Origin of the sequence: Pseudoalteromonas sp. L23 (genome assembly GCF_021728455.1) — a bacterium.
Taxonomy (GTDB): Bacteria; Pseudomonadota; Gammaproteobacteria; order Enterobacterales; family Alteromonadaceae; genus Pseudoalteromonas.
Genome location: NZ_JAKKCW010000003.1, coordinates 259641 through 286242 on the forward strand (window position 1 = coordinate 259641; position 26602 = coordinate 286242).

The 26602-nt window shown below is 42.3% G+C and carries 18 protein-coding genes; 9 read left to right on the forward strand and 9 right to left on the reverse strand.

Going from position 1 to position 26602, the window contains the following annotated elements; all coding sequences use genetic code 11:
* Positions 1-158: 158 nt before the first annotated feature.
* The 3 genes from L3V43_RS07735 to L3V43_RS07745 form a co-directional block, all read right to left on the reverse strand.
* Positions 159-1391 carry a DUF642 domain-containing protein gene (locus L3V43_RS07735; protein ID WP_102058054.1) on the reverse strand — a complete coding sequence of 411 codons (1233 nt, stop codon included), beginning with the start codon at positions 1389-1391 and terminating at the stop codon, positions 159-161.
* Between the two features lie 253 nt (positions 1392-1644).
* Positions 1645-2667 carry a substrate-binding domain-containing protein gene (locus tag L3V43_RS07740; RefSeq protein WP_235367339.1) on the reverse strand — a complete coding sequence of 341 codons (1023 nt, stop codon included), beginning with the start codon at positions 2665-2667 and terminating at the stop codon, positions 1645-1647.
* 90 nt (positions 2668-2757) lie between these two features.
* Positions 2758-3645 (reverse strand): LysR family transcriptional regulator, encoded by an 888-nt coding sequence (locus L3V43_RS07745; protein WP_102058056.1) that lies wholly within the window; start codon positions 3643-3645, stop codon positions 2758-2760.
* A gap of 749 nt (positions 3646-4394) precedes the next feature.
* On the opposite strand from L3V43_RS07745, the gene L3V43_RS07750 reads away from it, so the two are divergent.
* Together L3V43_RS07750 and L3V43_RS07755 are read left to right on the forward strand one after the other, a co-directional pair.
* Entirely contained in the window at positions 4395-5618 is a 1224-nt protein-coding gene (locus L3V43_RS07750; protein ID WP_237116293.1) for an alpha-xenorhabdolysin family binary toxin subunit A, read from the forward strand.
* An 89-nt stretch (positions 5619-5707) separates the two neighbouring features.
* Positions 5708-8056, forward strand: coding sequence for a hypothetical protein (locus L3V43_RS07755; RefSeq protein ID WP_235367336.1), 2349 nt, complete (start codon positions 5708-5710; stop codon positions 8054-8056).
* Between the two features lie 487 nt (positions 8057-8543).
* On the opposite strand, the gene L3V43_RS07760 is transcribed toward L3V43_RS07755, so the two are convergent.
* On the reverse strand, positions 8544-9728 hold the full coding sequence (locus L3V43_RS07760; RefSeq protein WP_237116292.1) for an MFS transporter: 1185 nt from the start codon (positions 9726-9728) through the stop codon (positions 8544-8546).
* A gap of 114 nt (positions 9729-9842) precedes the next feature.
* Between L3V43_RS07760 and L3V43_RS07765 the strand changes: the two genes are divergently transcribed.
* From L3V43_RS07765 to L3V43_RS07780, 4 genes are all read left to right on the forward strand, one after another.
* Positions 9843-10730, forward strand: coding sequence for a LysR substrate-binding domain-containing protein (locus L3V43_RS07765; protein WP_237116291.1), 888 nt, complete (start codon positions 9843-9845; stop codon positions 10728-10730).
* Positions 10731-10832: 102 nt separating this feature from the next.
* Positions 10833-11942 (forward strand): alkene reductase, encoded by a 1110-nt coding sequence (locus L3V43_RS07770; protein WP_237116290.1) that lies wholly within the window; start codon positions 10833-10835, stop codon positions 11940-11942.
* 221 nt (positions 11943-12163) lie between these two features.
* Positions 12164-14059 carry a S9 family peptidase gene (locus L3V43_RS07775; protein ID WP_237116289.1) on the forward strand — a complete coding sequence of 632 codons (1896 nt, stop codon included), beginning with the start codon at positions 12164-12166 and terminating at the stop codon, positions 14057-14059.
* A gap of 296 nt (positions 14060-14355) precedes the next feature.
* Positions 14356-15300, forward strand: a complete 945-nt coding sequence (locus L3V43_RS07780; RefSeq protein WP_237116288.1) for a hypothetical protein — start codon at positions 14356-14358, stop codon at positions 15298-15300.
* 61 nt (positions 15301-15361) lie between these two features.
* On the opposite strand, the gene L3V43_RS07785 is transcribed toward L3V43_RS07780, so the two are convergent.
* Entirely contained in the window at positions 15362-17068 is a 1707-nt protein-coding gene (locus tag L3V43_RS07785; RefSeq protein ID WP_237116287.1) for an alkaline phosphatase D family protein, read from the reverse strand.
* Positions 17069-17174: 106 nt separating this feature from the next.
* On the reverse strand, positions 17175-18098 hold the full coding sequence (locus L3V43_RS07790; RefSeq protein ID WP_237116286.1) for a sensor domain-containing diguanylate cyclase: 924 nt from the start codon (positions 18096-18098) through the stop codon (positions 17175-17177).
* 203 nt (positions 18099-18301) lie between these two features.
* Between L3V43_RS07790 and L3V43_RS07795 the strand changes: the two genes are divergently transcribed.
* The 3 genes from L3V43_RS07795 (at position 18302) to L3V43_RS07805 (ending at position 23170) form a co-directional block, all read left to right on the forward strand.
* Positions 18302-19477 carry an efflux RND transporter periplasmic adaptor subunit gene (locus L3V43_RS07795; protein WP_102058065.1) on the forward strand — a complete coding sequence of 392 codons (1176 nt, stop codon included), beginning with the start codon at positions 18302-18304 and terminating at the stop codon, positions 19475-19477.
* A gap of 2 nt (positions 19478-19479) precedes the next feature.
* A complete protein-coding gene (locus tag L3V43_RS07800) occupies positions 19480-22662 on the forward strand; it encodes a multidrug efflux RND transporter permease subunit (RefSeq protein ID WP_237116285.1) in 3183 nt (1060 codons plus the stop codon).
* A 139-nt stretch (positions 22663-22801) separates the two neighbouring features.
* Positions 22802-23170, forward strand: a complete 369-nt coding sequence (locus L3V43_RS07805; protein ID WP_237116284.1) for an MliC family protein — start codon at positions 22802-22804, stop codon at positions 23168-23170.
* Positions 23171-23222: 52 nt separating this feature from the next.
* On the opposite strand, the gene L3V43_RS07810 is transcribed toward L3V43_RS07805, so the two are convergent.
* The 3 genes from L3V43_RS07810 to secD form a co-directional block, all read right to left on the reverse strand.
* A complete protein-coding gene (locus L3V43_RS07810; RefSeq protein WP_235367320.1) occupies positions 23223-23651 on the reverse strand; it encodes a hypothetical protein in 429 nt (142 codons plus the stop codon).
* A gap of 101 nt (positions 23652-23752) precedes the next feature.
* Positions 23753-24664, reverse strand: coding sequence for a protein translocase subunit SecF (gene secF / locus L3V43_RS07815; protein WP_237116283.1), 912 nt, complete (start codon positions 24662-24664; stop codon positions 23753-23755).
* 1 nt (position 24665) lies between these two features.
* Positions 24666-26498: a protein translocase subunit SecD gene (gene secD, locus L3V43_RS07820; RefSeq protein ID WP_237116282.1), complete on the reverse strand. Its 1833-nt coding sequence runs from the start codon at positions 26496-26498 to the stop codon at positions 24666-24668.
* Positions 26499-26602 lie beyond the last annotated feature (104 nt).

Consider the following 26602-nt stretch of genomic DNA (forward strand, 5'->3'; position numbering starts at 1 on the left):
AGTGACATCTACACATATTATGCAATACTGTGTAGATAAGCCTATAATTTATATTATGTTAAATAAAAGGGTCGCGTCATTTATTTGCAATAAGGGCGCCAAAACGAAAAAAGCGAGGGTTTCCCCTCGCCTTGTCTACAGTCTACTTGTTTCTTAATTTATTCGCAGTAGTTGGCTACGTACGTTAAGTCGTTGATGTGCTCAGGGCCATCCATTACAAAGGTTGCTTCTGCAGTGTTTGGATCTAGTGTGTAGATCTTCGCGTCTTCACCTGAGTTACGGCCAGATACGTATAACGTGCCGTCTGAGCTTACTGCTAAACCCGATGCCCAATTTACACCATGCTCGCCAACGAGATCTAAAGACATGTCGCCTTTATCTAGTGTGTAAAGTGCTTTACCTGTTAGTACGTAAATCACGTTAGTATCTGCTGAATAAGCGATATCACCGTGTGAGAAGTCGTCACCTGCATAGCTTAGCTTTCCAAGCACTGTTTTTGCGCCTGTTTGCATGTCAAACTCATAAAGATAAGTTTTGCTGCTTGCAAGTAATTTAGTACCGTCTGGCGTTACTGCTGAACGGTATAATGGCCATGAAACTGCACTAGCAGCTAAAGTCTGCTCTGCACTATCTAGTGAAACCTTCCAAAGTGATGAAGCTTTAGATGCACTGTCGTTTTGTTCCATAAAGTAAAGTGCACCATTGTGCGCAGCAATGTTTGAAGCTGTATTAGCGACGCCATCAACGTATGCATAGGTACCATTAACCATGTCGAATTTATAAACATAGCTATTGCTGTCTTCACCAAAGTTATTGATGCCATACACGCCTACTTTACAAGTTACTGGAGGCTCTGGAGGTGTAACGTCTTCCTCTTCTGTTACGACTACGTTGTCTAGTAACGCACCATATGAGTCAGAAGTGCCTAACCCCTGAAAGCGTAATTGTGTCGAACTACCAGTTGCTTCAACCGTATACTCGTACTTTGTCCAGCCTCGGGTCGTTGCATTCATCGTCACTAGTGTGTTGTCACCAAACCATGCACGTGCACGATTAGTTGAGTTATTGTTTACCACTCGAGGCGAGTAATAAAAACTCACTTTATACTTTTTTCCAGCAGTTGTTGGGATATTCTGGTAGATTGTATAATTTGCAGTTGAGTCAAGCTCTAGGTATTGATTGCCGTTTTGAGGCACGATAATACCAAGGCTTTGCTTTTGAATTTCGAATCTGGCACCCTCTCTATTCCAACCTTGGAGGTTGTCAAATAACGCCCAATCACCAGAAATATTGCCTGATGTTTCAAACGAGCCGTTAACGACTAAATTGTCGGCAGCACTTGCTGTACCAACAACTGATATTAACGCTAAGGTTGTAAAGTTAAGTTTCATAGCCACTCCAATAAAATAGAGTTAATGTAAATTTTTTGTTTACAATAACATTACTTAATATACTACCATTGTCGTATTTTTTGAGTCAGCGGTCAATGAATAACCGAAAAACCAGATTTTATGGTGTTTTACGTCTTTAAATAGACTTTTTAATTGGTACTTTAGTATTGTTTTCTTGGCGTGGAAAATAGATGTCGAAACCTATCCGTCATTTTGACCGAGACTAGGGTTTCGTATAGCGAGGTCATTAAAGCTAATGGTTAACGGTACATCTAAGAGCGTTTGTTTGGTTGCAGTAATGAAAGTCTAAGTAGTAGTTGTCCTTGGAAGGTGACTGGCCAAGCGCTATCGTATTGTAAAGTAATTCCGCTCCTTTTCGGCCCATTTCGAAGGGGTTTTGGCCAATATTGATTGTTGAAAGTCCCTTTTCCAAAGCTTTAAGTTGCATCTCTTCTGTATCTGCGGAAATGATCACAGCATTGTTATTTTTGATCTTCTCTTTGTATGGTAATACGCGTTCAATATAATTAGAGTGAAATTGAGCGAAGCCAGCGACAGCAATAAAAATCGGGGGATTTTCATAACTTAGCAAGGTCAATAGTTGGCTTATCGCATCTTCGCGTTTACCCATTGTGTAAAGTGTGCATCGTTCGTACTCTTGCCACCCTTGCTTGAGATCATTCTCTGTTTTTGTAAGGTTGTCTATTGTATGTGTAGAGAGTGCATATCTAACGCCATTGATCCTTTTATCCAAATTAGGTGTTGAGTGATGACCTGTTTGAATACAAAACGATTGAAGCGCGGCCTTTTTATAAGGTTTAGCGGCTTCTCCAAGTGCAACACCAAATGCAAAGTTATCGGTTCCTACATAGGCGAGACGGTAATCTTTATGCTCTGTTAAAAGGTCAGAGTCAAAAGTGATCACTGGTATCTTCAATTGCTTTGCCTTTTTGAGTGAACGTGACACGAGATAGTTTGAATCGGTAGTTGATATTAATAACCCGTCTACCTTTTTACTCAATAGTTCATTAATGATTAGGCTTTGCGTTCTAAAATCTTGATAGTCGTCTGCACCATCGTAGATACACTCTACATTTGGATGTTGTTTCGCAAAGTCTACACACCCTTTATACGATTGTTCATAAAAGGTGTCATTTTTAGTTTTGCCTACAACCGCGATGGTTATTTCCGCTTGAGTACTTTGGCTCAGTATCGCAAACAATATTAGCCCAAATACCAAGGTACAACGGGAGAATAGATTTTCCTTTAACTTCATGTTTAGAATGAAATAATTTTCTTAAACTACTGCAAGCATAACGTAGATTTTTAGTAACGCAAATGAGGACAGCATTCCATCTGGCGCTCACTAGTGCATCGCAGCATTTTTCAATACAAATTGATGAGCATCCATATAGCTTTTAATAGCACTTTGCGCAATTCGTATCGTCGCGGGTACATCAGTACTACCTTTATGAATGCAAAATACCTCCACTTTTTCCAGCTCGAATTCGGGATCTACTCGCTCCAGGTTATGATTATTAAATGCGATGATTTCTGGCACTAATCCAATACCCAAACCGCTTTCAATGAGCCCTATTGTATCGCTAACGGAATTGGTTTTGTGATGTGCTTTGAATGAAAGCTGTTTAACGATATTTTGTGTTGTATGTATAAATTCATAATTTGTGACTTTGCTTTCCCAAGAGTTTGCAATGTAAGGAGCGGTTGTGTCGTTAAATTCACTGTCCTTTGCTTTATATAGCACGTCTCTAAATGAACCAATATATTGTTGTGATTGCTCCACATCTGTGCTTTTACCCACTCTAACAGCAAGATCTATCCCCCGCTCCACTAGATTGAGATGGCGATCTTCATTAATTAAATTCAGGCGGATTTTAGGGTGCGTTTTAATCAGCTTACATAGTGCAGGTGCAACGATGGTTTGCATCAAAGCATAGGATGTTGTCACTGTTAACTGCCCTGCCAGTACTGATTGCTTAGATCTTGCTTTCTCCCAAGCTAACTCTGATAAATGGCTGATTTCAAGGCAGTACGCATAGAAGTCTTTACCAACGTTGGTCAATGATTGGCTTCGTGTGTTTCTATATAGTAGTGGTGTTCCTATCTCTTCTTCTAGTTTCTTGAGATGTTGGCTGATCACTGATTTAGACAAAGATAACTTCTCCGCGGCTTTGGTCAGTGATCCTGACTCTACCACCCCCTTAAATATCATCATTCTTCTTAGTTTGTTCATTTAACTTCTCTTTTCACATTACTTTATAAGATAAAGACCGCCGCACTCAAATAAAATTACATAAATATTACATAAATTAAACATTTATTTTTAACAGTTATAAATGAAATATGTGTTTTGGTCTATACCAAATTCAGTGTTATTTCCCCTGCCTAGCTAAAAGTGGTTATTGATAATTTCCTTAATCGTTTTAGGTTTAACCTTGTTTGAATTTTTAAGTCATTTATATAACTTAAAGTGGCTGTACTAACGGGTAGTTACTTTGATTTTTCTGGCCAAGATCAGATAGCTGTCAATAGATTGAATTTATTTCTTCAACAAAGAACACGCGTCTCATTTATAGCGGCAGAAACATTGAGTTCGATTTTATGAAACAGTTTAATTAAGGTTGAATTTTGAGCGAAAGTGGCTATAAAAATAAGCTGTTAACTATCTGTTTGTAACAAAACTCCCTACATCTATAGCTATGGATGTAGGGAGTTTTTGTTAACTTTCATTTACTTAATTTGTTGTTTTGTAGATTGTATATCGTGATGTTTGGTGTTATTGAAAATGCAACTAATTTCCTCAATTTGTTAGAAAGTGTAGAAGTTCTTCCATTCTCATTGTCCCTATATAAATAATATTAAAAGTACATTTGGTTAACATTTTAACTACATGCACTTTTATCTTCAGTTGCACCTTTTAAACCAGAATAGGTCTAGTGCAACTTAACAGTTAGAACACCGATTGATTAAGGAATATGAAAGATGAAATCAATTAAGTTAAAGAAAAGCGCAATTGCTATCGTAACGTCACTCCAATTATTTGGGCTTAGTCAGCTCGCAACTGCGAATACCGACGTCCCAGAAATCTCACCAATTATGTACGATACACTTCAAGGTGATATTGAAGGTGCACCTTTGTTTGTAGATGTTGGTTCAGATGATTTTCTATTAACACAGGAGCAATGGCACACAATTCAAGTGTTCGCTCAAGCTGCTGTTGGGTTACCAAACAACGAGTCTGCATTTAGAAGTTCAACGCGCTACCCTGACAACACGCCTTTGAATAAACACTATAAAGCGTTAATGGAAACGTTTGGAGAAATCAACGCATCTGGTCAAAACTGGAATCACAATATCTACCCTAGCGTTATTGATTTAGCGACAAAACTTGCTAACTACTCAGACACTCATGCACTGTTAATTAACCCGTTTATCAGCCAATTAACCAACTTACATAACGCTTCACTTACGGGGGATATGCAAGCTGCTGAGCAGAGTCGCCAAGCCGCAATTTCATTTCTCAATACTTTTATGAGTTTTATTGACTCAAACCTGAATAAAACAGAAGAAGTGGTGAATGAACTTATTAGTTTTCAGGGGGGATTGACTACGCATACAGGGGAATTGGAAACGCTTGAGAGTACATTTGCTGATATCTTGAATAAAGATCAGCCTGCGAATATTCGCGAAAAAATTAGTACCTTGCAAAATCGCCTAAACAGTCTTAACAACGAAAAAGACACTAAGTTGAAGATAGTTGCAGGCCTCTCTGCTGGAGGACCTTTAGTGTTGTTAATCGGCGGTTCAGTACTTGGCAGCCAAGTCGAAGAGCTCAAAGACGAAATAGATAAGGTTCAAGCAGAAATTGATAGTTCAAACAAAGACCTAGCACATTCAGTGAGCCTGGCCGCATCTTACGAGATTGCAAAAGGTCAAGTAGATGGCATGAATGATAAGATCCTCAAAGCAATCGATAATGTGCGCTTAGTGCAAGTGCATTGGCAGTCTCTACTAGGAGATATGCGGTCACTTAAAGAAGTCTTAGAGCAACTAGACAGTGAAAATGCACTTCGAAATGCTAATGTTGTGGTAGCTGGTATTGTTTCATCTCCGCTTGCTAGCAGCGCAACAAACTCGTGGAAAGACATTTCAGACAAAGCGAGAGCATTTTTGCAAAATGCTTATCTACCTATCTCTGAGCAGTAATCAAATACAACATGCATTCCTTCCTTATTGCTATAAGGAATATATCACCGTACCTGAGCTAAATATGCTCAGGTACATAAGGAGTTACTATGAAACCAACTTTACTCAGCCTGTTGATTGGCTGCACTTTTTCGAGCCAAGCTGCGACTTGGAATGAGCTATATAATCTTGAGCTAAGTCAAAACCTACCGAGCGTTACGACTTCAAATCAACAACAGATAGACACACAAAATTATTTGGTCTCGGCCTTACATGTCAATTTGAATGACGTGCTTACTAGTGCAAGAGATCATAATACTATCGTCATTGCTGCTGACACGGTAGAAATCGACCGAAACATGATTTTCGATGCGCCAAACAAACGAATTTTTATCGTCGCACGTAAAATAATGGGTAATGGTACGGTGAGTATCAATTTAGATACCCAAAATGCTCAAGCATCAACATTGGTATTTATGGCTGATAAAGTTGAGGCTAATATCAATATAATCACAGCTCATTCGCCAAGCGATGGTGAAATTGAACGCTTTAGTATTGCTCCAGACTCATTTGGTACGCTATATCAAGTTATACAAGGCAATAAGTTCGCAACGCCTATTTCGCCAGCGTTAACGTCGCTCATCTCTGTGCATAAAGAGTACTTTTTAGATGCATTTGAAAAGTCATTCGATATGGCTGCTTCTATCTATGATCAAAATCCAGCGTTAAGTATTGAGATGTTGAGCTGGCCTGAAGCTATTTTAAACGCAGCTCATGATGTTAGAGAATCTTCCGTTCAAGCAAAGAATTTTTACTTGCAGCTTGCTAACTTTAAACAGTTTTTGTCGTACGCAACACTTAACAAAAACTATGTGCCTAGCCTATCCCGCGACTTTTATGAGTTAACGATTAAAGCATATATTGACGCGATGGAAGCATATCAGGATAGCTACGATAATTTTCAGCAACAAGGCCGAAGTTTAGAAAACAAGCGCCAAGATCTCACTTTGATGCAGGATAACCTATTCGACGTTGCATCTGCTGAGCAACGAATTATCTCTCGCTCTGTAGAGCAACTGACGAGCTTGGTAAAAACGCTTGATCAACAAAAAGCATCATTCAGCGGACAAGAAAATAATGTCTTCTATTCAGGGGTCGAGTTTCAACAAGGAATTTTGGACTACAAACTAGATAAAATCACTGAAATTGGGCTTAAAGTACTTGAAACCGTAATTAGTGCGGGCACTGCATTTGCCGGTGCTGCGGGGGGAGATACCAGTGGCTTGAAAGACTTAGTTGCGAGCTTGCCCGCCACAATCCAAGAGATCAATGAGTTAAAAACCAAAATTGATGATATCGCGTCATTAATGGATAAAGTACAAACGGTTAGCGGCCAGTTAAACGTGTTATCACAAAAAACCGCTGATCCGTTTTCTAGTAGTGAGCTTGCACAAGAGTTCAATCGCCTTAATTCACTCATTCCGACCAAAGAAGAGGCAAATCGAATTTGGGACGAATTTTTAATAACTGCTAAGGCACAAATGAAAAAGGCCATAGATGAAGACATTGATGGTGCAAGTGACTACCTTGTTGCTATCGAAAAGTTGATTAATCATGGTAAGGCAATAGTTGCTGTAGAGATTGATATTGCCCAGGAGCAATCTAGACAGATAGATTTGCGCATCACCGCTGATGCAAAACTTAAACAGATCAATCGTATAGATGCATTTTTACAAAATAATCAAAACAGTCTAGATGAAATTCAGGACATGGAGGAACAGCTATTCCGGACTTTGAATAATCTAAAACGGCCGATATTTGTTGCACTAACAAACTATCAGGCGGCATTTAGCTACTGGTCTCTTGATGACACCATAGTGACACCAAGCCTTAATCAAAGTTATCAAGAATACCGTCACGACTTAGCTTTACTACGTGAACAAGAGGCCGCGTCATTATTGCGTTTTAACCCTCGACCTCAAGATTTTATGCTCACCATAGAAGAGTTAGATGCGCCGCAGCAATTGCTGGATTTTGCGCAAGACGGTGAAATGAGTTTTACGCTGTCGTTGGAAGATATTGATTTTTCCCAGTTTGATCGAGTTAGATTAGACGAGGTCAATGTTGTACTAGAAGGTTCGGGGTTAAATGAGAACCAGCGCTATGATATCGAAGTAAGATCTAGTGGTTCATATCAAGATAGGTTTAAAGGGCAATCCTATCAATTTAGTGCAGGGTCGTTATACCGATTGGTAAGTTACGAGCTGTTAGATAGTGAAACGACGCGCATAGATCCAATCACCAGTGGTGCAATCGCAAACGATTATGCGATTAATTACTTTAAACCAACTCCGTTTACCACTTGGTCAATTAAGCTGAAAAATCCACAGCTTTATGACTTAAGTAAAGTGACGAATATCAAAGTGTCGTTTAAAGGAAATGCGATCCCCAAACAATAGTGTAGCACTTGCACTTTAGCTTAGTAGGAGCCACTTCAGGTGGCGATCTTTAATAAAAGCTCGCAGGATTAACCTGCTCCTATTTTAGTGTGGCTTGAATATTTGCTAAACAAGATTGCCTTTCGTAGGAGCCACTTCACGTGGCGATCTTTTAACAAAAGCTCGCAGGATTAACCTGCTCCTACTCTGGTGAGGCTTGAATATTTGCTAAATAAGATTGCCTTTCGTAGGAGCCACTTCAGGTGGCGATCTTTAATAAAAGCTCGCAGGATTAACCTGCTCCTATTTTAGTGTGGCTTGAATATTTGCTAAATAAGATTGCCTTTCGTAGGAGCCACTTCAGGTGGCGATCTTTAACAAAAGCTCGCAGGATTAACCTGCTCCTATTTTAGTGTGGCTTGAATATTCGCTAAACCAGATTGCTTTTTTCGTAGGAGCCACTTCACGTGGCGATCTTTTAGCAAAATTCCTCCGGATGAGCCGCCACCTACTCTACAACTTGAGCCTTCAATAAAGATCTGTTATCTAGATAGCCACTAAAACGGGTTGCTAATAAGGCTGCAGCGCTGATAAGTGCCCCTATCCAAGCGGTGTCCTGCAGCGACATATTTTCAACAATTTGGCCACCTAAGACAGAACCGAGCGCAATTCCAACGTTGAAGGCAGCGATATTCAACCCCGATGCAACATCCACCGTTTTTGGACTAAACTTTTCGGCTAGCTGTACAACATAGACCTGAAGACCAGGTACATTTCCAAAAGCAAATGCTCCCCACACTAGTACTGTGATCACCACGCCGATTTTCGACTGCATGGTAAATGTCAACACAGCCAAAATGACCGAGAGTAACGCGAAGATGATGGTCAGAGCGCTTATCGGCCCTTTTTTATCTGCTAATTTGCCGCCATAGATATTGCCAACTGCAACAGATACACCATAAACCAGCATAATAATACTGACTGTAGCGGCGTTAAAACCAGCTTCCTGTTGTAAAATTGGCGCAAGATAGGTGAATGCTGTAAAGGTTCCACCGTAGCCGAGTATGGTCATAAGATAGACGAGCAGTAATCTGGGTTGCAATAATACTTTTGCCTGCTCAGATAGACTGGCAGATGCGCTTTGCTTTAGGTTCTTTGGAATTAATAATGCACTTCCCAAGAGAGCGATAACACCTAAAGCAGAAACTACTAGAAAAGTGGCTCGCCAGCCAAACTGTTGGCCAATCCAAGTACCCAAGGGGACACCTGTTACGAGCGCAACGGTCAGTCCCGTGAACATAATGGCGATGGCACTTGCCTCTTTGTCTTTTGAGACCAAGCTAGTTGCAATCGTAGAGCCAATCGAGAAGAACACACCATGAGCGAGCCCTGTCATGATCCTCGCTAAAATGAGGCTTTCATAACTTGGCGCTTGCCACGCAAGCAGATTGCCAAAGACAAATAGTGCCATCAAACTAAGTAATACAGATTTCCTATTCCATCGCCCTGTCAGTGCGGTTAAAACGGGCGCACCAACAGCAACGCCAATGGCATATAAACTCACCAGTAAACCTGCACTTGGCAGCGAAACTGATAAATCGGAAGCAATGGTCGGTACTAAACCAACAATGACAAATTCGGTGGTACCAATGGCAAATGCGCTTAATGTCAGCGCCAGTAATGCAAGCGGCATAAATAACCCTTTTAACGTGATAAGCAATAAGTTGGTGTAGTGTGAAAGCTTTTTTATTTGCAAAAAATAGCGAAAATGACAAAATACTTTTGTAGAAAATGAAAAGGAATACACATGACCGTTAGCTCAAAAGCCGAAGATCTAGAAGCTTTTATCTGTGTTGTCGATACTGGCAGTTTTTCCGCTGCAGCAAATCTGATGGACGAACAAGTTGCAAAGGTTTCAAGAGCAGTAACTCGACTGGAAAAGTCCCTGTGTGTAACCCTATTCAATCGAACGACTCGACGGATAGAGTTAACCGAAGAAGGAGAGCTATTTTTACGCTATGCGCGGCAGGCACTCAATACCATTGAGCAAGGTGAAGAGGCGTTAAAGCTGTTACGATTTTCGCCAGCTGGTAAATTAAGAGTTGATGCTGCAAGTCCTTTCGTTTTTCACCAGCTTACGCCTATATTAAAAGGTTTTAATGAGGCCTTTCCCGATATTACTTTGGAAATAACAAGTCATGACAGCATCATCGATTTGCTAGAGCATAAAACCGATATCGCAATACGAATTGGTGACTTAGCTGACTCTAATCTTCATGCGCGTTTGCTAGGCCGCAGTAAACTTCATCTTGTAGCAAGCCCTGACTACTTAAGTAAATTTGTAGGGAATGAATCACTGATTGATCTTCCACATCATAACTTGATAGGTTTTACCGATGCCCCACATCTCAACGTCTGGCCTTTACAAAATCCGCAACAGCTCAAGTTTTCTATTAGCGCATCCAGTGGCGAGACCGTGAGGCAATTATGTATTGCTGGCCATGGCATTGCACTGCTATCTAACTTTATGGTGAGGCAAGATATAAAAGCCGGAAGACTTGTTGAAGTTTTTACCGAGCAAATTATTTCGCCAAATCGCAGAGAAGCAGTACAAGCCGTGTATTATCAAAATAGTGGTGTATCCTCTCGGATTTCGGCATTTCTAGACTACATTGCGCCTAGGCTCACGCTATAGTTTTTTCATTTTTTACAAATATATTTTGTATTTATTGCTGTTAATGAAAATATTTTAAATCGTTAAGCTTCTCATAGTGAAAATAAATATTGAGGAGGCCAAATGGCTGATTTATTTGAGTCGATTAACTTAGCAGGTAAAACATTGAGCAATCGCATAGTGATGCCGCCTATGACCCGCTCGCGGGCGAGTCAACCCGGGGATATTCCTAACAATTTGATGGCAACTTATTACGCACAGCGTGCTACGGCTGGTTTAATTATTAGTGAAGGGACACAAATATCGCAACTCGGTAAGGGGTATGCTTGGACACCGGGGATCTATTCAGGTGCCCAAGCTGCTGGCTGGAAACAAGTCACAAAACAAGTGCATGATGCAGGCGGTGTTATGTTTGCGCAGCTTTGGCATGTTGGGCGAGTATCGCACCAAAGTAATACCGGTGGGCTTCAGCCGATTTCAGCTTCAGCAATTCAAGCTCAGGGTGTGAAAGTTTTCATCGATGAAAATGACTCCCCTGATTTTATTCAAGCTCAAACACCTAGAGCAATGACTCAAGCAGACATCAATAATGTTATTAACGAATATCGACACGCTGCACGAAACGCGATGCAAGCAGGATTTGATGGAATTGAACTGCATGCAGCGAATGGTTATTTGATTAATCAATTTTTAGACTCTCACTCAAATCAAAGGACTGACGGCTATGGTGGCTCTGTTGATAACCGCATTCGCTTTTTGCGTGAGGTCGTGACGGCGGTGAGTGAAGAAATTGGCAGTGACAAAGTGGGTGTTAGACTTGCGCCGCTTACTACCTTAAATGGTACAGTAGATGAAAACCCTGAGCAGACATACCTCGCGGCAATTAAACAGCTAAATGCGCTCAACGTGTGCTATGTACACATCGCAGAAGCGGATTGGGAAGACGCGCCAGATATGCCTCTGAATTTTAAATACGCAATTAGAGAGGCATTTAATGGCGTGTTGATCTATGCCGGAAAGTATACGAAAGCGCGCGCCCAACAAGCTCTTAATGAAGGTTGGGCTGATATGATTGGATTTGGTCGTCCTTTTATCTCTAATCCTGATTTGCCCTACAGACTGGCAAATGATTTGTACTTAAACGAACATCAGTCTGAGACATTATTTGGTGGAGGTGAACAAGGTTATACTGATTATCAAATTCACGCCTCAAATCCAATTAACGTAAAATAGGCTAAACGTTAGCTTTCAATCTGCGTATGAATTATTTAATGCGTACGCAGCCCCAATAATGACCATTTTAAGGTGAGCACAATGTAGCTAACTTTTGTGCTTGTTTCTCCTGAATTACCGCTAATGATAGTTTATGTAAATGTATATAGATTGGAGTTTGGTCTAAAAATAGATAATAATGTTGGCAAATTAAAGGAACTTAATACACTATACTTCAGAAAATGAAAAATATAATTCTATTTGCCACTGCACTGCTCTGCACCATCTCTGCTAACGCCCAGTTACCCGTAGAGAGTTACGCACAACTACCTAATATGAGTAAAGTTTCACTCTCACCCAGTGGTAAGGCCGTTGCGTATTTACAAAATTATGAAGGAAACCTTGTTCTTACCGTTCATGACCTAAAAACGCATAAAAAAAACTATATCCTGCAAACTGATAATAAAACGATAGCACTTGGTTGGTACGATTGGGCCAGTGATGACATGCTCTTATTTGGTGCGAATTACACCAAAGTGCAGCGAGGTGTAAAATACACCTCATCTCGTTTATTTAAATTTGATTTAAAAAATCCTACGGATGAATTAGTTCAAATCAACCGTGCTTATCGCTATGAAATTTCGGCACAATTTCAAGATGACGTGATTAGCATACTGCCAGAACAACCAAACAAGATATTGGTTCAAACTGACTTTGATATGGCAAACAAGCCGAGCGTTTATATCTTAGATATAGCTAAAGATAGACGCGAGAAAGTTGTTCGAGCAAGAAGAAAAATATCTAGCTGGATAGCCGATCAACAAGGCAATGTAAGAATGGGTTATGGGTTTGAAGGGATCACTGCCTATTATATGCTCTATGATAATGAGACGAAGGATTTAACCGATTTCTATACCTTTCAGGCTCGTGGCCCGGAAGCTATCCATATTCTTGGATTTGATAAAGACCCAAATATTATTTACCTCACCGCACTTCATAATGGTAAAAATGCGCTGTTTAAAGCAGACATTACTAAACGCCCGCTTTTACCTCAGCTTATTTTCTCCGATCCAGACTATGATTTTGATGGCAGTATCATTTATTCACACGACGGCAGAGCCATAGGCTTCAGCCATTCCAACCTTGATAACTCGAGAATTTACTGGGACGAAGACCGCAAACGCCTTCAACGCTCACTTAAAGCGGCATTACCAAACTACGACACCGTTGTTATAAGTATGAGCACGGATAATAAAAAATACATAGCGTACGGCGATTCAGACCAAGACTCCGGTACATATCTGATTGGTGACAGAGAAACCAGCTCTTTGGCAGGGTTAGGACGTTTATATCCGGATATTACCGGTGACAATTATTTGGGCAAACAAAGGGTATCGTTTAAAGCGCGTGACGGCCTAGAAATTGAGGGTTACTTAACCCTACCTAAAGCATTCGATGCGGCTGCTCCAACAATCATCTTTCCACACGGTGGACCATACTCTCGCGACTACGCTGGCTTTGATTACTGGTCTGAACTATTGGCAAGCAGAGGCTTTGTGGTTTTCCAACCTAACTTTAGAGGCTCTTTTGGTTATGGTTTTGACTTCTTTAATGAAGCAAATCAAGGTTGGGGAGGAAAGATGCAAGATGACTTACAAGATGCGGCAAACTGGTTGATTGCAGAAAAGTATGCACTCAAAAATAAAATTTGTATAGGTGGTGCGAGTTACGGCGGCTATGCGGCACTAATGGCTGTGGTAAAACATCCTGAAACGTTTCAATGTGCAGCAAGTTTTGCCGGTGTTACAGACTTAGAATCGATAGTCAGTCGTGCGCGCTTTTTCACAAACAAAGAGCTTGTTCGTGACCAATTCGGACAAGATATTGATAAACTTAAAGCACAATCTCCTGTTAACTACGCTAAGCAGATTAGCCGCCCCGTGTTACTTATTCATGGTGATGACGATAAAGTCGTGCCTGTGAATCATAGTCGTGACATGGCAGATGAACTTGAAGATCATGACAAGAAGTTCAAATATATAGAGCTCGAGGATGGCAACCACCATCTGAGTTATCAAGCACATAGAGTGAAGACGCTTACTGAGTTTTTAGCTTTTTTCGAAAGACATCTTAAGTAACCTGAGGTTTGGATAAGGAATGTTCCAACTTATTGTTGCTAAGCCACAACTTAGTTTTTTCCTTGTCTAGCCAGCAAGTTTTAAGGAAAACAAGGCGAATTTACGCACCAATAGCTGGCTATTGGAAGTGAATTCAACGAAGTTAGCGCTAAAACTGGCTGCTAGAAAGGCATTAATTATCCGCAGCTCAGGTTAAGTAGCAAAGCGCCGCAATTAGCGGCGCTTTTTATTGAGAGAGCGACTTCTTCTGTCACAGAGTTGATGTATGATAGGGGCTAATATAAAGGAGAATTATTGTGCAGCTCGTTAAATTATTCGCCATGGCATTGATGCCTATGCTCAGTGTATTTCAGGCCTCGGCAACGTCATTTTTAGTCTTTGGTGATATGCCCTATACGGAGATAGACAGAGGCATGTTGATGCCAAATGGTGCTCTGCACGAAAAGGTAAATGATATACAGCATGATTTTATGGTGCACGTAGGTGATATGAAATCCGGTGCTGAGCCCTGTACAGACCAGCTGCTTAAAGATAATTATGCCCTGATCTCAAATGTAAGTAGTCAACCTTTTGTATTCACGCCCGGAGACAATGATTGGACTGACTGTGACCGTGAAACCCTGAACCCTAGGTTTGATGAATTAGAGAGATTGGATTTCATCCGTAAACACTTTGCGGTGCAAACACCTGAGCTACCGGCCTTTAAACGCCAGCAAACAGTACCAGAAAATCAATCTTGGATAGTGGATGATGTGCAGTTTTTAACTTTGCATGTGCCTGGTACCAACAACGGTCGCAGACAAATCTTATTATCCGATAAAAAAGTAGTGCACGAAGAATCTCATCGTCGTGATGTAGAGAATATTAAGTGGTTGGACAGCTTGTTGACGCCAAACCATAAAGCCGCGGTGATATTTCTACAAGCCGACCTATATCAAAAAGAGAAGCATTCAGGACGTTGTGATAAACACTCGAAAGCTCAGTGCGATGGCTATCAATTATATCGAGAGACACTTGCAGAGTATGCAGCTCAACTCAGTTATCCGTTGCTGTTGATACATGGAGATACGGGAGAGTTTTGCTTTTCTGAACAGTCAAAAAATTTATGGCGTCTTAACGCCCCTGGCGACTTTCAATATTTAGATATTGCAAAGGTTAAAGTTAAGGGAGGTAAAAAGAAGCCGTTTAAGGCAACACCGCTTCTTTCGCAAGATAAAATAGCTAAATGCAAGGGGCTGTAAAGCCCCTTTACACGCTTCTTACGCAGCTTTACAAGAAGCGTAGCGCGAATAGCTGCCGTACCTACAGTATAAGCTCGCGCTGTTTATTGTGGCTTTCAAACTGCTCTTGCTTAACTGTATTGACAAAATGCCACTCACTTTCCACCTTCTCTTTTGTGAAATTAAGCGTTAAATAACCACGCTGATGAATATTGGCATATTCAAGGTCATCGACTAGTAATTGCAATACCTCAGCGAATTGTAGCGCCTGCTCATCGCCTAATTGCAAGTAATACTCAAGCCCTGGAGAGCTGACTGACGCTGTCGCATATTCTTGACCACAAACGGCTCCGCTTGCATCGCAGAGCTTACCTGACCAGGCGTTGTGCGTATCTCCAGCAACGACTACTAAGTTTTTATTGGCCGCTTTTGCTGTTTGTAAAATTACTTCACGTTCAATCGGGTAGCCGTCCCATGCATCCAAATTATATGGTACGGTATACGTGACTCGCGCTTTTTCTTGTGCAGACAATGTTGAGTCACCAGCAAGCAGCCTGCCCTTTATTTGAGCAAGCTCAGTTAGTTGCGTCGGCATTTGTGTGGAAGGGTTTGCAAGAGACATGAGCAGCTCGACTGGGATCATCATTTTAGTCATCAATACTTGTTGCCCTAAAACTTGCCATTTCGCTGTTGAGTTTTTCAAATTATCGGTGAGCCAAGTCAATTGGTTTGCGCCTAAAAGCTGTTGCGAAGGCGCAGTTAGATCCGCCTGAAATCCGGCAAAATCCACCTGTCCTGTCGTGGGGTCAATGTAATTTTGATAGTCGAGTGCTTTAGCTCGGCTCTCGTGACGAGTATCTAGCATATAAAGTGATAACAAGTCGCCAAATTCAAATTTACGATAGAGGCTCTCGAGTTGGTCCTTAACCATCGGACGCACAGGCATCCATTCATAGTAGGCTTGCAGTGCAGCAAGTTTGCGGGCAGCGTACTCCCCTTCTCCCTCGTTATGGTTTTCAGCGCCATCCATGTATGAGTCATTGCATACTTCATGGTCGTCCCATACCGCAATAAATGGCGTACTGGCGTGGAGAGCTTGCAGACCAAGGTCCGTACGATATTTTGCATAGCGACGACGATAATCATTTAATGTAATAATCTCGCTCGCATTATCTGCATCCAGCCCTCGCCCCATGGCGTCGGCATTTTCAGTGGCGTACCCACCCATACCATATTCGTATATGTAATCACCTAAATGTAACACTGCGTCTAAATCGCTGCGTTTTGCAGCCTCTGCATAAACATGAAAGTAACCAGCCGGATAATTAGCACAAGACATGACGGCAAGTTTTACCTGAGTTACATCGTTAACGGGTAAGGTTTTGCATTTACCTATGGGTGAATGCGTTTCCTTAGTGACGAAGCGATAAAAGTAGCGGCTATTTGCAACAAGGCCATTAAGATCTACTTTAACGGTGTAATCGTTTTTTGCTAATGCGGCAAGCTGGTGGCTTTGTAGTAAGACACCAAAATCTTCTGATTCTGATACTTGTAGAGTGACATCCACACTGTTAGGTGTACCTTCAGGAGTGACTCGCGTCCATAATATAACGCTATCAGCTAAAGGATCTCCACTTGCGACACCATGGCTAAATGCGACAGCAAAATCGTTACTCGCAACCGCTTTACTATTACTACTGCCGCAGCCAACTAACGAAACGCTAATTGTTGCTGCGCCAACGCCCATTAATGCACTTTTAATAAAATCTCGACGGGTAAAACTTGCCATTATTATTGTTCCTTAACTGCAAAATGCGCCATATTGGGCGCACTTATCTACTACTTGAAGGAACTAGCTTAGTTAAGCATTATTACAATTTAACGATTGGTCTTAATTAGTGCGGATTTGGAACAACGCGATTTCTGCCACTGCTTTTGGCCTCTAGTAACATCGTATCTGCACGACGAATAATGCTTTCAACGCCAGACTCACCTGCGCCAAATTCAGCAACCCCAAATGAACTGGTAATATCGACCTCTTCACCGACCGCAATTTGAAATGATGCCTGCTCTATCATAATACGTGCCCGCTCGGCGACTAAGATTGCCCCCTCTAAGCCAGTATTAGGGAGTACCAGAGCAAATTCCTCTCCACCTAGCCGAGCTATTAAATCCGTGTCTCGTAACATGTCAGAGAGTCGCGAGCTCACGTGAACCAGCACTAGGTCTCCCGCTTCATGGCCAAATTGCTCGTTAATTGCACGGAAATTATCGAGGTCGGTCAGTATCACACTAAATGGTGTTCTGTAACGTTCATATAACCTAATTTGACTGTCAACTTTATCGCTTAACTGCCTACGACTGGCGACGCCCGTTAATGGGTCAGTTTTAGTAATAAAATCGAGCTCTTTACGTAAGTGATCGAGTTCGCTATGCATCGCTTTTGTTGTGGTAATGTTATCTCCGTAGATAACGAAGGCATCATTCTGCAGCGAAAAACATCGTAATCTGAAGAACTCACCACTTAAGGTATCAATTTCAATTTCTGGATAGTCTAATTCACAGCCGTTGCTTAAGCCTAAAAACCATTCCGTGAGTTCATCCCCGTCGATTCTATCATCAAACGTATCGTCTGTTTGTGGGTCGAAGATATTACTCAGTGTGCGTCCTGTTATGTGAGACGAGGGTTGTCCAATTAGCTTCGCCATTGCTTTATTGCAAAATTCAAGAACCGACTTGTTGCTAACAATAGCAACTGCATCGTCACTTTTATTGAGCACTTCACTCAGTAGGGATTGTAAATGGTTAGCGTTAGACATAATTCAATTCCGTTAGGCTTTTTGTTATTTTAAATCAATCGGGAAGATTTATCTTAGATCTCGCGCAAATCACACAAAAAAGACATTTTGATTTCGTTATCTACATCAATTGATTCTAATTTAGCACCAATCATATTCCATTTCACTTATGTTTAATGCAACAAATGAAACGTATAGTTACCTCCATACACAAAGGAGGAACTATGTTAAAACCAACGCAACTCGCAACGATTATTTCTGCTTTGCTATTGCTAAGTGCATGTGGCGAAGCTGAGCAGGCAAGCAGTCAAACTCCGCCTCTTCAACCAATTGATGTAGCACCAACACCGCAAATTAGCATTGCTGATTGGCACACCTATACAACACGCCTTTCTTCTCCAAACGAAGTCGCACTTCGCGCTCGGGTCACAGGAGTGATCGGCTCGGTAAACTTCAAAGAAGGAGATACGGTGCACCAAGGCGATGTTTTATTTGAGCTGGACGATAGAACTTTCTTGGCTGAGGTTGCCAGTCTTGCCGCACAAGTGAAACGTGCCGAAGCGGCCCTTTCGCAAGCAAAAAGTGAGTCAGCGCGTGCGCTTCGATTAAGCAAGCAAAAAGCGATTTCAACCGAAGAAGTCGATGCCCGTGTTTCGCTTACCGCACAGCGTGAAGCCGAACTAGATGCGCTTCGCGCTTCATTTAAAGCAGCTCAACTAAACTTAGAGTTTAGCAAGATCACAGCACCAATCAGCGGCAAAATTTCATTTGCTGAGGTCACTCAAGGTAACACCATTAGAGCAAACGACACCTTGCTTACGACGATAGTCGCAACCGATAAGATGTATGCGTATTTTGATATCGACGAGCGAACTTGGAATAGCCAGTTTGCATCAGTGACGGAAGGTGAGCCGCTTCCTGTGAAATTACAGTTATTGGGCCGTGAGTCACAGCCAGTCATGGGTGAGCTAGACTTTATTGACAACGCCATCGATGACCACTCCGGAACCCTAAAAGTACGCGCTTCTTTTGATAACCATAGTGGACAATTACGACCTGGCTCGTTTGCGCGAGTGAGTCTTTCATCCGGTGAGCAAAACGATCGAGTATTAATTCCAGACCGCGCAGTGGGTACGGATCTTAAAAATCGCTTTGTTCTTGTCGTCAACGACGCGAATACACTTGAATATCGTCTGATCACACTCGGTAATCGCTATGGCGAATTTCGTGCAGTTGAATCGGGTTTAGCCGCAGGAGAGCGTATCGCGGTGAATGGCCCAGCGCGTGTAGGCCCTGGCATGCCGATAAGCCCAAACTCAGTGACGCTTACCTTGCCAGATAACATCGCCGCAGAAGTGGTTGCGATGACGCCAAACGATTCTTCACAAGGATTAAACTAATAATGAAATTTTCCCATTTTTTCATTAAACGGCCTATTTTTGCGGCGATGATGTCGCTTGTGATATTAATCGCAGGAGCCATTTCCCTTTTTCAGCTTCCCGTTAGTGAGTATCCAGAGGTGGTACCGCCGACGGTTGTGGTATCTGCAACTTACCCCGGTGCAAACCCAAAAGTCATTGCTGAAACCGTTGCAACGCCACTTGAGCAAGAGATCAATGGTGTTGAGAACATGCTGTATATGTTTTCTCAAGCAACCAGTGATGGTCGTTTAACGCTTACCGTGACTTTTGCACTTGGTACTGACTTGGACCGCGCCCAAGTTCAAGTACAAAACCGTGTAAATAGCGCTATTCCAAGATTACCGCAAGAAGTACAACGTTTAGGGGTTGTTGCTGAGAAGGCGTCACCAGATCTCACTATGGTGGTGCACTTGGTATCGCCAAGCGGCTCGCATGATACAAGCTACCTCTCTAACTATGCCGATATTTATGTCAAAGATCAGATAGCGCGCTTGCCGGGAGTTGGTGATGTGAAGCTATTCGGCGGCGGTAAATACGCCTTGCGGATATGGCTAAACCCCGAGCAATTGGCTGAAAGAAACTTAACCGCAAGCGATGTGGTTCGAGCAATCCAACAACAAAACCGCCAAGTAGCAGCTGGCTCTTTGGGTGCTCAACCTACAACGAATGAAAATCAATTCCAAATTCTGTTAAACGTTAAAGGGCGTTTGGTAGATACCAGTGAATTTGACAATATTATTGTTAGCGTATCGAGCGATGGCGCGATCACTAGACTCAAAGACATTGGCCGAGTTGAGCTTGGACAAGATAACTACGCGTTAAGAGCTTTGCTAGATGGAAACGAAGCGGTGGCAATGCCGATTTTCCAGCGTCCTGGTTCTAATGCGATAGAGCTGTCGGATCAGGTGCGTGAAACCATGAAAGAGTTATCGACACGTTTTCCTGAAGGGGTTGAGTACGATATTGTTTATGATCCGACAATTTTTGTTCGTGGCTCAATCGATGCGGTAATTTCAACATTATTAGAAGCCATCGTACTTGTGGTATTAGTCGTTATCTTATTCTTGCAAACATGGCGCGCTTCGATTATTCCGCTGGTAGCGGTGCCTGTATCGTTAGTTGGTACCTTTGCTGCAATGCAGTGGCTTGGTGTTTCTATCAATACTTTGTCGTTGTTTGGTTTGGTACTAGCAATCGGTATCGTGGTTGATGATGCCATTGTCGTGGTTGAAAACGTTGAGCGTAATATTGAAAACGGCCTTGCGCCCTTCGAGGCCACTAAACAAGCGATGTCAGAGGTGACAGGCCCTATTATAGCGATTGCATTGGTGCTTTGTGCGGTGTTTATTCCAACTGCTTTTATTACCGGCTTGTCAGGCCAGTTTTACAAACAGTTTGCCCTCACGATCACAATTTCGACGCTGATCTCGGCATTTAACTCATTAACATTATCACCAGCGCTAGCTGCACTACTATTAAAGCCGCACGGTGCTAAACCAGACAAACTCACAGTGGTGTTAGATAAATTGTTTGGTCAGTGGCTATTCAAACCGTTTAATCGCTTTTTTGATAAGGCAGCTCACGGCTATGTTGGACTAGTAAAAAAACTTATTAGACTGACCACCATTGTGTTTGTGGTTTATTTAGGGTTAATTTTTGCTACTACTAAGTTGTTTAGCACCATCCCTGGTGGCTTTATTCCACAACAGGACAAACAGTATCTTGTTGCGATTGCCCAACTGCCAGACGCTGCGAGTTTGGATAGAACAGAAGCCGTTGTACGTGAGATGGAACAAATTGCATTACAGACTCCAGGCGTTTTACATTCCGTGTCTTTCCCTGGGCTTTCAGTAAATGGTTTTACAAACAGCCCAAATAGCGGGATTGTATTTGTTGCCCTAGATAAATTTGAAAATCGCACATCGCCAGAGTTGTATGCGTCTTCAATCGCTGCGCAGCTTAATCAGAAGTTTGCCATCATAGATGAAGCGTTTGTCGCGGTTTTCCCACCGCCACCAATACAAGGGTTAGGCACCACAGGTGGATTTAAACTGCAAATTGAAGATAGAGCAAACCTTGGCTTTGAGAAGCTATTCTCTGACTTACAAGCAGTGATCGCAAAAGCGCAGCAGCAACCGGAGCTAATGGGACTGTACTCAAGCTTTAGGATCCAAGTACCACAAATGGACATTGATATCGACCGTGAGCAAGCAATGGTACAAGGCGTACCGCTCGAGGAAGTGTTTAATGCATTACAGATCTATTTAGGTTCAATGTACGTCAATGACTTTAACTTATTTGGTCGCACTTATCAGGTTACCGCTCAGGCTGACGCTAATTTTCGGGCAGATCCTGCACAGATTCTGTCTTACAAAGTAAGAAACAACTACGGTCAAATGGTGCCACTTGGCGCGGTACTCAGAGTCACGCCGACAACCGGGCCTGATCGTGTTATGCACTATAACGGGTATCCTACCGCCGAGTTAAATGGCAGCCCTGCGCCCGGATATTCTTCGGATCAAGCGCAAATGGCAATTGAAGCGGTGCTAAACGAAACGCTTAGCGAAGGCATGGCATTTGAGTGGACTGAAGTCACCTATCAGCAGATCCTCGCGGGTAATGTGATGGTGTATATCTTCCCACTGGTTGTACTCTTGGTGTTTATGGTTTTGGCATCGCAATACGAAAGCCTAAAGCTACCATTTGCAATCATCCTCATTGTGCCAATGACCATACTGTCAGCATTAGTAGGGGTGTGGCTAACAGGCGGCGATAATAATATCTTTACCCAGATTGCTCTTATCGTTTTGGTTGCTTTGGCGTGTAAAAATGCAATCCTAATGGTGGAATTTGCCAAAGAAGAGTATGAGCAAGGCAAGACTAATTTGGAGTCAATTGTTGAGGCATGTAAACTACGTTTACGTCCTATTCTGATGACGTCGATTGCCTTTACCGCGGGGGTTGTACCTCTGGTACTTGCAACTGGTGCGGGTGCTGAAATGCGCGAAACCATGGGGATTGCAGTATTCTCAGGAATGATAGGGGTTACCTTATTTGGTCTATTGTTTACGCCTATTTTCTTTATGGCGATGACGAAGCGATTATACATGCCAAGAATACGTGAAGCGCAGAGTGCCCCCAATACCATTCCAGTAAAGGATTAATAACTTGTAATCATGTTTAAAGGCCCATTGGGCCTTTTTTATGCTGCTTTTTATTGCCTTGTAACCGCACTATTCACCTTAACTTCATCCGTTTACGCTAAATTATCAGATACCGTCTTTTTCTCGCCGGAGTCTGTTTATGAAATCTCAAATTGCCTTTGCTGTTTTAATTAGCGCTGTTCTCAGTGCATGTGGCGAGGACATCTCAAATCGTAAAATTGAGCTTAGTGAAACACTTAGTCGCTATCAATGTGATAATGATTCGGTGATAAAAGTTGACTACAACGACAGTGATAAGGCAACTGTCCATTTTAACGAACAGGTGGTTAAGATGAAGATTGCGCGCTCAGCCAGCGGTGCAAAATATCAAGGTGATGGGTTTGTGTGGTGGACAAAAAATGATGAAGGTATGTTGCTTAGACAGGAAAAAGATAAAAACAACCGCATCATCGCACGTTGCGAGATGCGGCCCAATGAAGCCTTAACAGTGAAGGCGCAATCAAACTGATTATAAATGCTCGTCCCAATAGGCAACGTCACTTATATAGAATTAGGATGTCTTATACCGACAACTTTTCAGGTGTAGCTAAAGTACTTTTTACAAACTCAATGGCAGCGCTTACATTAGCAAATAAAACTTGATCTAATGGCTCTGGCATGCCAATTTCTTTGCGCATTTTTTCAATCTGGCTTTTCGCAATTGCCGACTTCAACACATACGCAGCACTAACACAGCCTAACTGCAAACAGCGCTTTGCTGTATTTACCAGTAACTTGTAGGCTTCTGGTGTCGCAGCTATGGCCTTTTCGGAATAACTCACGTAACCCCATGTCGAAGAATGGATCTCGGCTCGACATTGCTCTAATGCCCTAGAAAAATAATGGATCATAGACTCATTAATATTTCCTTCGAAACAGGCAAAGAGGATATTTTGCTCGGTCCAGAGGGTTACTTTCCCGCACCGAGTTTGATAACTATATTTTGACATTAATCCTTATCCGGCTCCTTTCGAAGTGCGGATTATACATCAGCACGACAAGGTTAAAAAAGAGTAATTGCTACTTTTTTAACCTAAATCGCATATTATGCTTATGGCTCAGCGAGTTGCTGTTTCGCTACCTCAGATTCTTCTTTTAGGTAGTTATTAAATGACAAGCCTAAAAACTGCGGTAAAGTAGCGCTAATTGCCAAGGAAGACAAAGTACCAATGAGAATGCCACAACACAACGCCATGGCAAAACTATTAAGTCCCGCGCCGCCTAACCACCATATCGCTAACACTGTTGTGAGCGTCGTTAATGAGGTGATAAGCGTGCGGCTCATTGAATCCTTTATCGCTTGGTCTATGGTATTGCCCACGGGACTGTTTTTCCACTGCTCTTCGAACAAAAGCTCTCTAACTCTGTCACCAATCACAATCGAATCGTTGAGTGAGTAACCAATAATCGCCAGCAGCGCTGCAAGCACGGTTAAGTCAAATTCTACTTGCGTTATTGCAAACAAACCTAGCGTCACAATCACATCATGAAAAAGCGCGATACTTGCGGAGACCGCTAAGCGCCACTCAAATCTAAACGCCAAGTAAATCAATACACTAAGTAACGCGAATATACCAGCAAGGCCACCTTGCTCAATTAACTCATTACCCACCTGCGCACCAAGATAACTGGCGTCTAATACGCTTGCTTGCCATTGTGTTTCAATTCCTTCTATCCACTGTTTGACGTGTGTTTCATCGGTGGACTGAGGGGTTTGGAAAACTCGCCAGCTACCATCGTTTTGTAGAGAGATTCGCGCATCTTGAACACCAAGCTCAGCTAGCTTGTTTTGCATTTCTGTTTGGCTCGTTTGCTTGGGTAAATCGATAACCGTAACGTAACCGCCGGTAAAGTCTTGGCCTAATACAATGCCTTTTTGAGTGATGGCTATGAGACTTGCAAGGACAAGTAACAATCCAGAAATTAGCCCGACGAATCTTGCCTTTTGCGTTTTACTTGTCATTTTACTTTGCGCCTTTACGTGATTTTGAATAAAGAGATTCTGATAACATACCGGAGACGACCACACCGGCGAAAATACTGGTTACTATGCCCAGCGCCAAAGTGATCGCGAACCCTTTCACTGGTCCATAACCGATACCAAGTAGGATAAGAGCAGTTATCATCGTGGTTAAGTTGGCATCGATAATACTCGACATGGCTTGTTGATAACCTTGCTTTAATGCAGTAACCATCCCAATGCCTTTACGCCTTAATTCGCGAACGCGCTCAAAAATAATAACATTGGTGTCGACGGCCATACCGATAGTCAAAACTAGGCCCGCAATGCCGGGTAAGGTAAGCACAACACCAGGAAGCAGCGACATTAATCCAATCAGGCAAACTAAGTTTACCAGTAATGAGGTAATGGCCACTGCGCCTAGCTTGCGATACCATACTGCCATAAACAGCAAAGTTAGGCTTAGCCCTAACGCCAAAGCTTTAAAGCCGCTTTCAATATTCTTTTCGCCCAATGAAGGACCAATGGTTTGCTCTTTCACAATGGTGATTGGTGCGTCAAGAGAACCCGCCCGCAACAATAATGCTAACTCTTGCGCGCGTTCCATAGACTGCATATTGGTAATACTGAATCGGGTATTTAATACTTGTTGAATAGTGGCTACTGAAATTACCTCCGTTTTGCGCTTAATCTCTCCTTTTGGATCCGCGTAATATTCGCTGAATACGGTAGCCATTGGTTTACCAACATTGTTTCTAGAAAATCGGTTTATCTTTTCACCGCCTTGAGAAGATAAGAATAGTTGTACTAAAGGCTTGCCGTATTCATCTCTTCCTGCTGTTGCGGACTCTATTTCATCCCCGCCAAAAATGGCAACTGGGTCGACTGAAATCAAAGCGCCAGATTTATCCTTTAATTTTTGACCTCCCATTTCTTGTAATGCATGAAATGAAAGCTTTGCTGTGGCGCCGATAATACGCTTGGCTTGTTCTGGGTCTTGCACGCCAGGTAATTCGATTCGTATATAGTTAGTGCCTTGACGTTGCGTAACTGCTTCTGTGATCCCGAGTTCCTCAATACGCGAACGTAAAGTAGATAGCGCTTGGGTCATTAACTGCTTATCGAACTCTGCTTTTTTCGCTTCGGCAAAACGGAAATTAACTCTCGTTAAACTGCCTTGTTTATGAGTTGTACTGGTAAATTGTGGATAGAGTTCGCGCAGTGTCGCAGTAAGTGCTACGAGTTCATTTTGCCCTTGCGCTTTCGCTATGACCTCAACCTGCTCGCCACTGATAACTTGAGGAATAGATAGGTTACGATAACGATTTTTGATCCGTAGGCTATTGGCTTCGTCTGCGAGTGACTGCAGTTTATTTTGCGCCGCTTGCTCTGTGTCAACTTTGAGTACGAACAACACACCGCCGTCCAAGTCTAGTCCGAGCTTGATAGGTTCGAGTCCAGTGCTTTCTAACCACTGTGGCATCGTTGAAGCACTAACAACCTTAACACTTAGCTTGGAGTGAGACTCAGCCATATAAGCACGCGCTTCGGCGGTTAGCGTGCGGTTTTCAAGTTCAACTAAGTAGCCACCTTGATGAGACTCGATTTGCTTGACTTTGAATCCCTCTCCTTCTAGCTGAGATTTAAGCTCAGGCAGCGATAGAAACACTACCTCGTTACTACTTGCTTGAATTTGAATCAAATTCTTATTGGGATACAAGTTTGGTAGTGCACAAAGGATCAACAAGAACACAATAAGCGCAGTAAAAAAGCGTTTTGCACGCGCGGTTGCTCCACGAGAGGTTGATGGCCTCGTTGGCGAATTTATATCTTTCATATTTTTCTCACTATCTATCTGAGCGATACCGATTTGCTAACGAATACTGGTCATACAGACGTTAGGGTGCTGGTATCAAAACTACTATTTGGGTACTTTATTGG

Coding starts and splice junctions, on each gene's coding strand:
- L3V43_RS07735 (WP_102058054.1), bottom strand. CDS start 1,391: ATGAAACTTAACTTTACAACCTTAGCGTTAATATCAGTTGTTGGTACA.
- L3V43_RS07740 (WP_235367339.1), bottom strand. CDS start 2,667: ATGAAGTTAAAGGAAAATCTATTCTCCCGTTGTACCTTGGTATTTGGG.
- L3V43_RS07745 (WP_102058056.1), bottom strand. CDS start 3,645: ATGAACAAACTAAGAAGAATGATGATATTTAAGGGGGTGGTAGAGTCA.
- L3V43_RS07750 (WP_237116293.1), top strand. CDS start 4,395: ATGAAATCAATTAAGTTAAAGAAAAGCGCAATTGCTATCGTAACGTCA.
- L3V43_RS07755 (WP_235367336.1), top strand. CDS start 5,708: ATGAAACCAACTTTACTCAGCCTGTTGATTGGCTGCACTTTTTCGAGC.
- L3V43_RS07760 (WP_237116292.1), bottom strand. CDS start 9,728: ATGCCGCTTGCATTACTGGCGCTGACATTAAGCGCATTTGCCATTGGT.
- L3V43_RS07765 (WP_237116291.1), top strand. CDS start 9,843: ATGACCGTTAGCTCAAAAGCCGAAGATCTAGAAGCTTTTATCTGTGTT.
- L3V43_RS07770 (WP_237116290.1), top strand. CDS start 10,833: ATGGCTGATTTATTTGAGTCGATTAACTTAGCAGGTAAAACATTGAGC.
- L3V43_RS07775 (WP_237116289.1), top strand. CDS start 12,164: ATGAAAAATATAATTCTATTTGCCACTGCACTGCTCTGCACCATCTCT.
- L3V43_RS07785 (WP_237116287.1), bottom strand. CDS start 17,068: ATGGCAAGTTTTACCCGTCGAGATTTTATTAAAAGTGCATTAATGGGC.
- L3V43_RS07790 (WP_237116286.1), bottom strand. CDS start 18,098: ATGTCTAACGCTAACCATTTACAATCCCTACTGAGTGAAGTGCTCAAT.
- L3V43_RS07795 (WP_102058065.1), top strand. CDS start 18,302: ATGTTAAAACCAACGCAACTCGCAACGATTATTTCTGCTTTGCTATTG.
- L3V43_RS07800 (WP_237116285.1), top strand. CDS start 19,480: ATGAAATTTTCCCATTTTTTCATTAAACGGCCTATTTTTGCGGCGATG.
- L3V43_RS07805 (WP_237116284.1), top strand. CDS start 22,802: ATGAAATCTCAAATTGCCTTTGCTGTTTTAATTAGCGCTGTTCTCAGT.
- L3V43_RS07810 (WP_235367320.1), bottom strand. CDS start 23,651: ATGTCAAAATATAGTTATCAAACTCGGTGCGGGAAAGTAACCCTCTGG.
- secF (WP_237116283.1), bottom strand. CDS start 24,664: ATGACAAGTAAAACGCAAAAGGCAAGATTCGTCGGGCTAATTTCTGGA.
- secD (WP_237116282.1), bottom strand. CDS start 26,498: ATGAAAGATATAAATTCGCCAACGAGGCCATCAACCTCTCGTGGAGCA.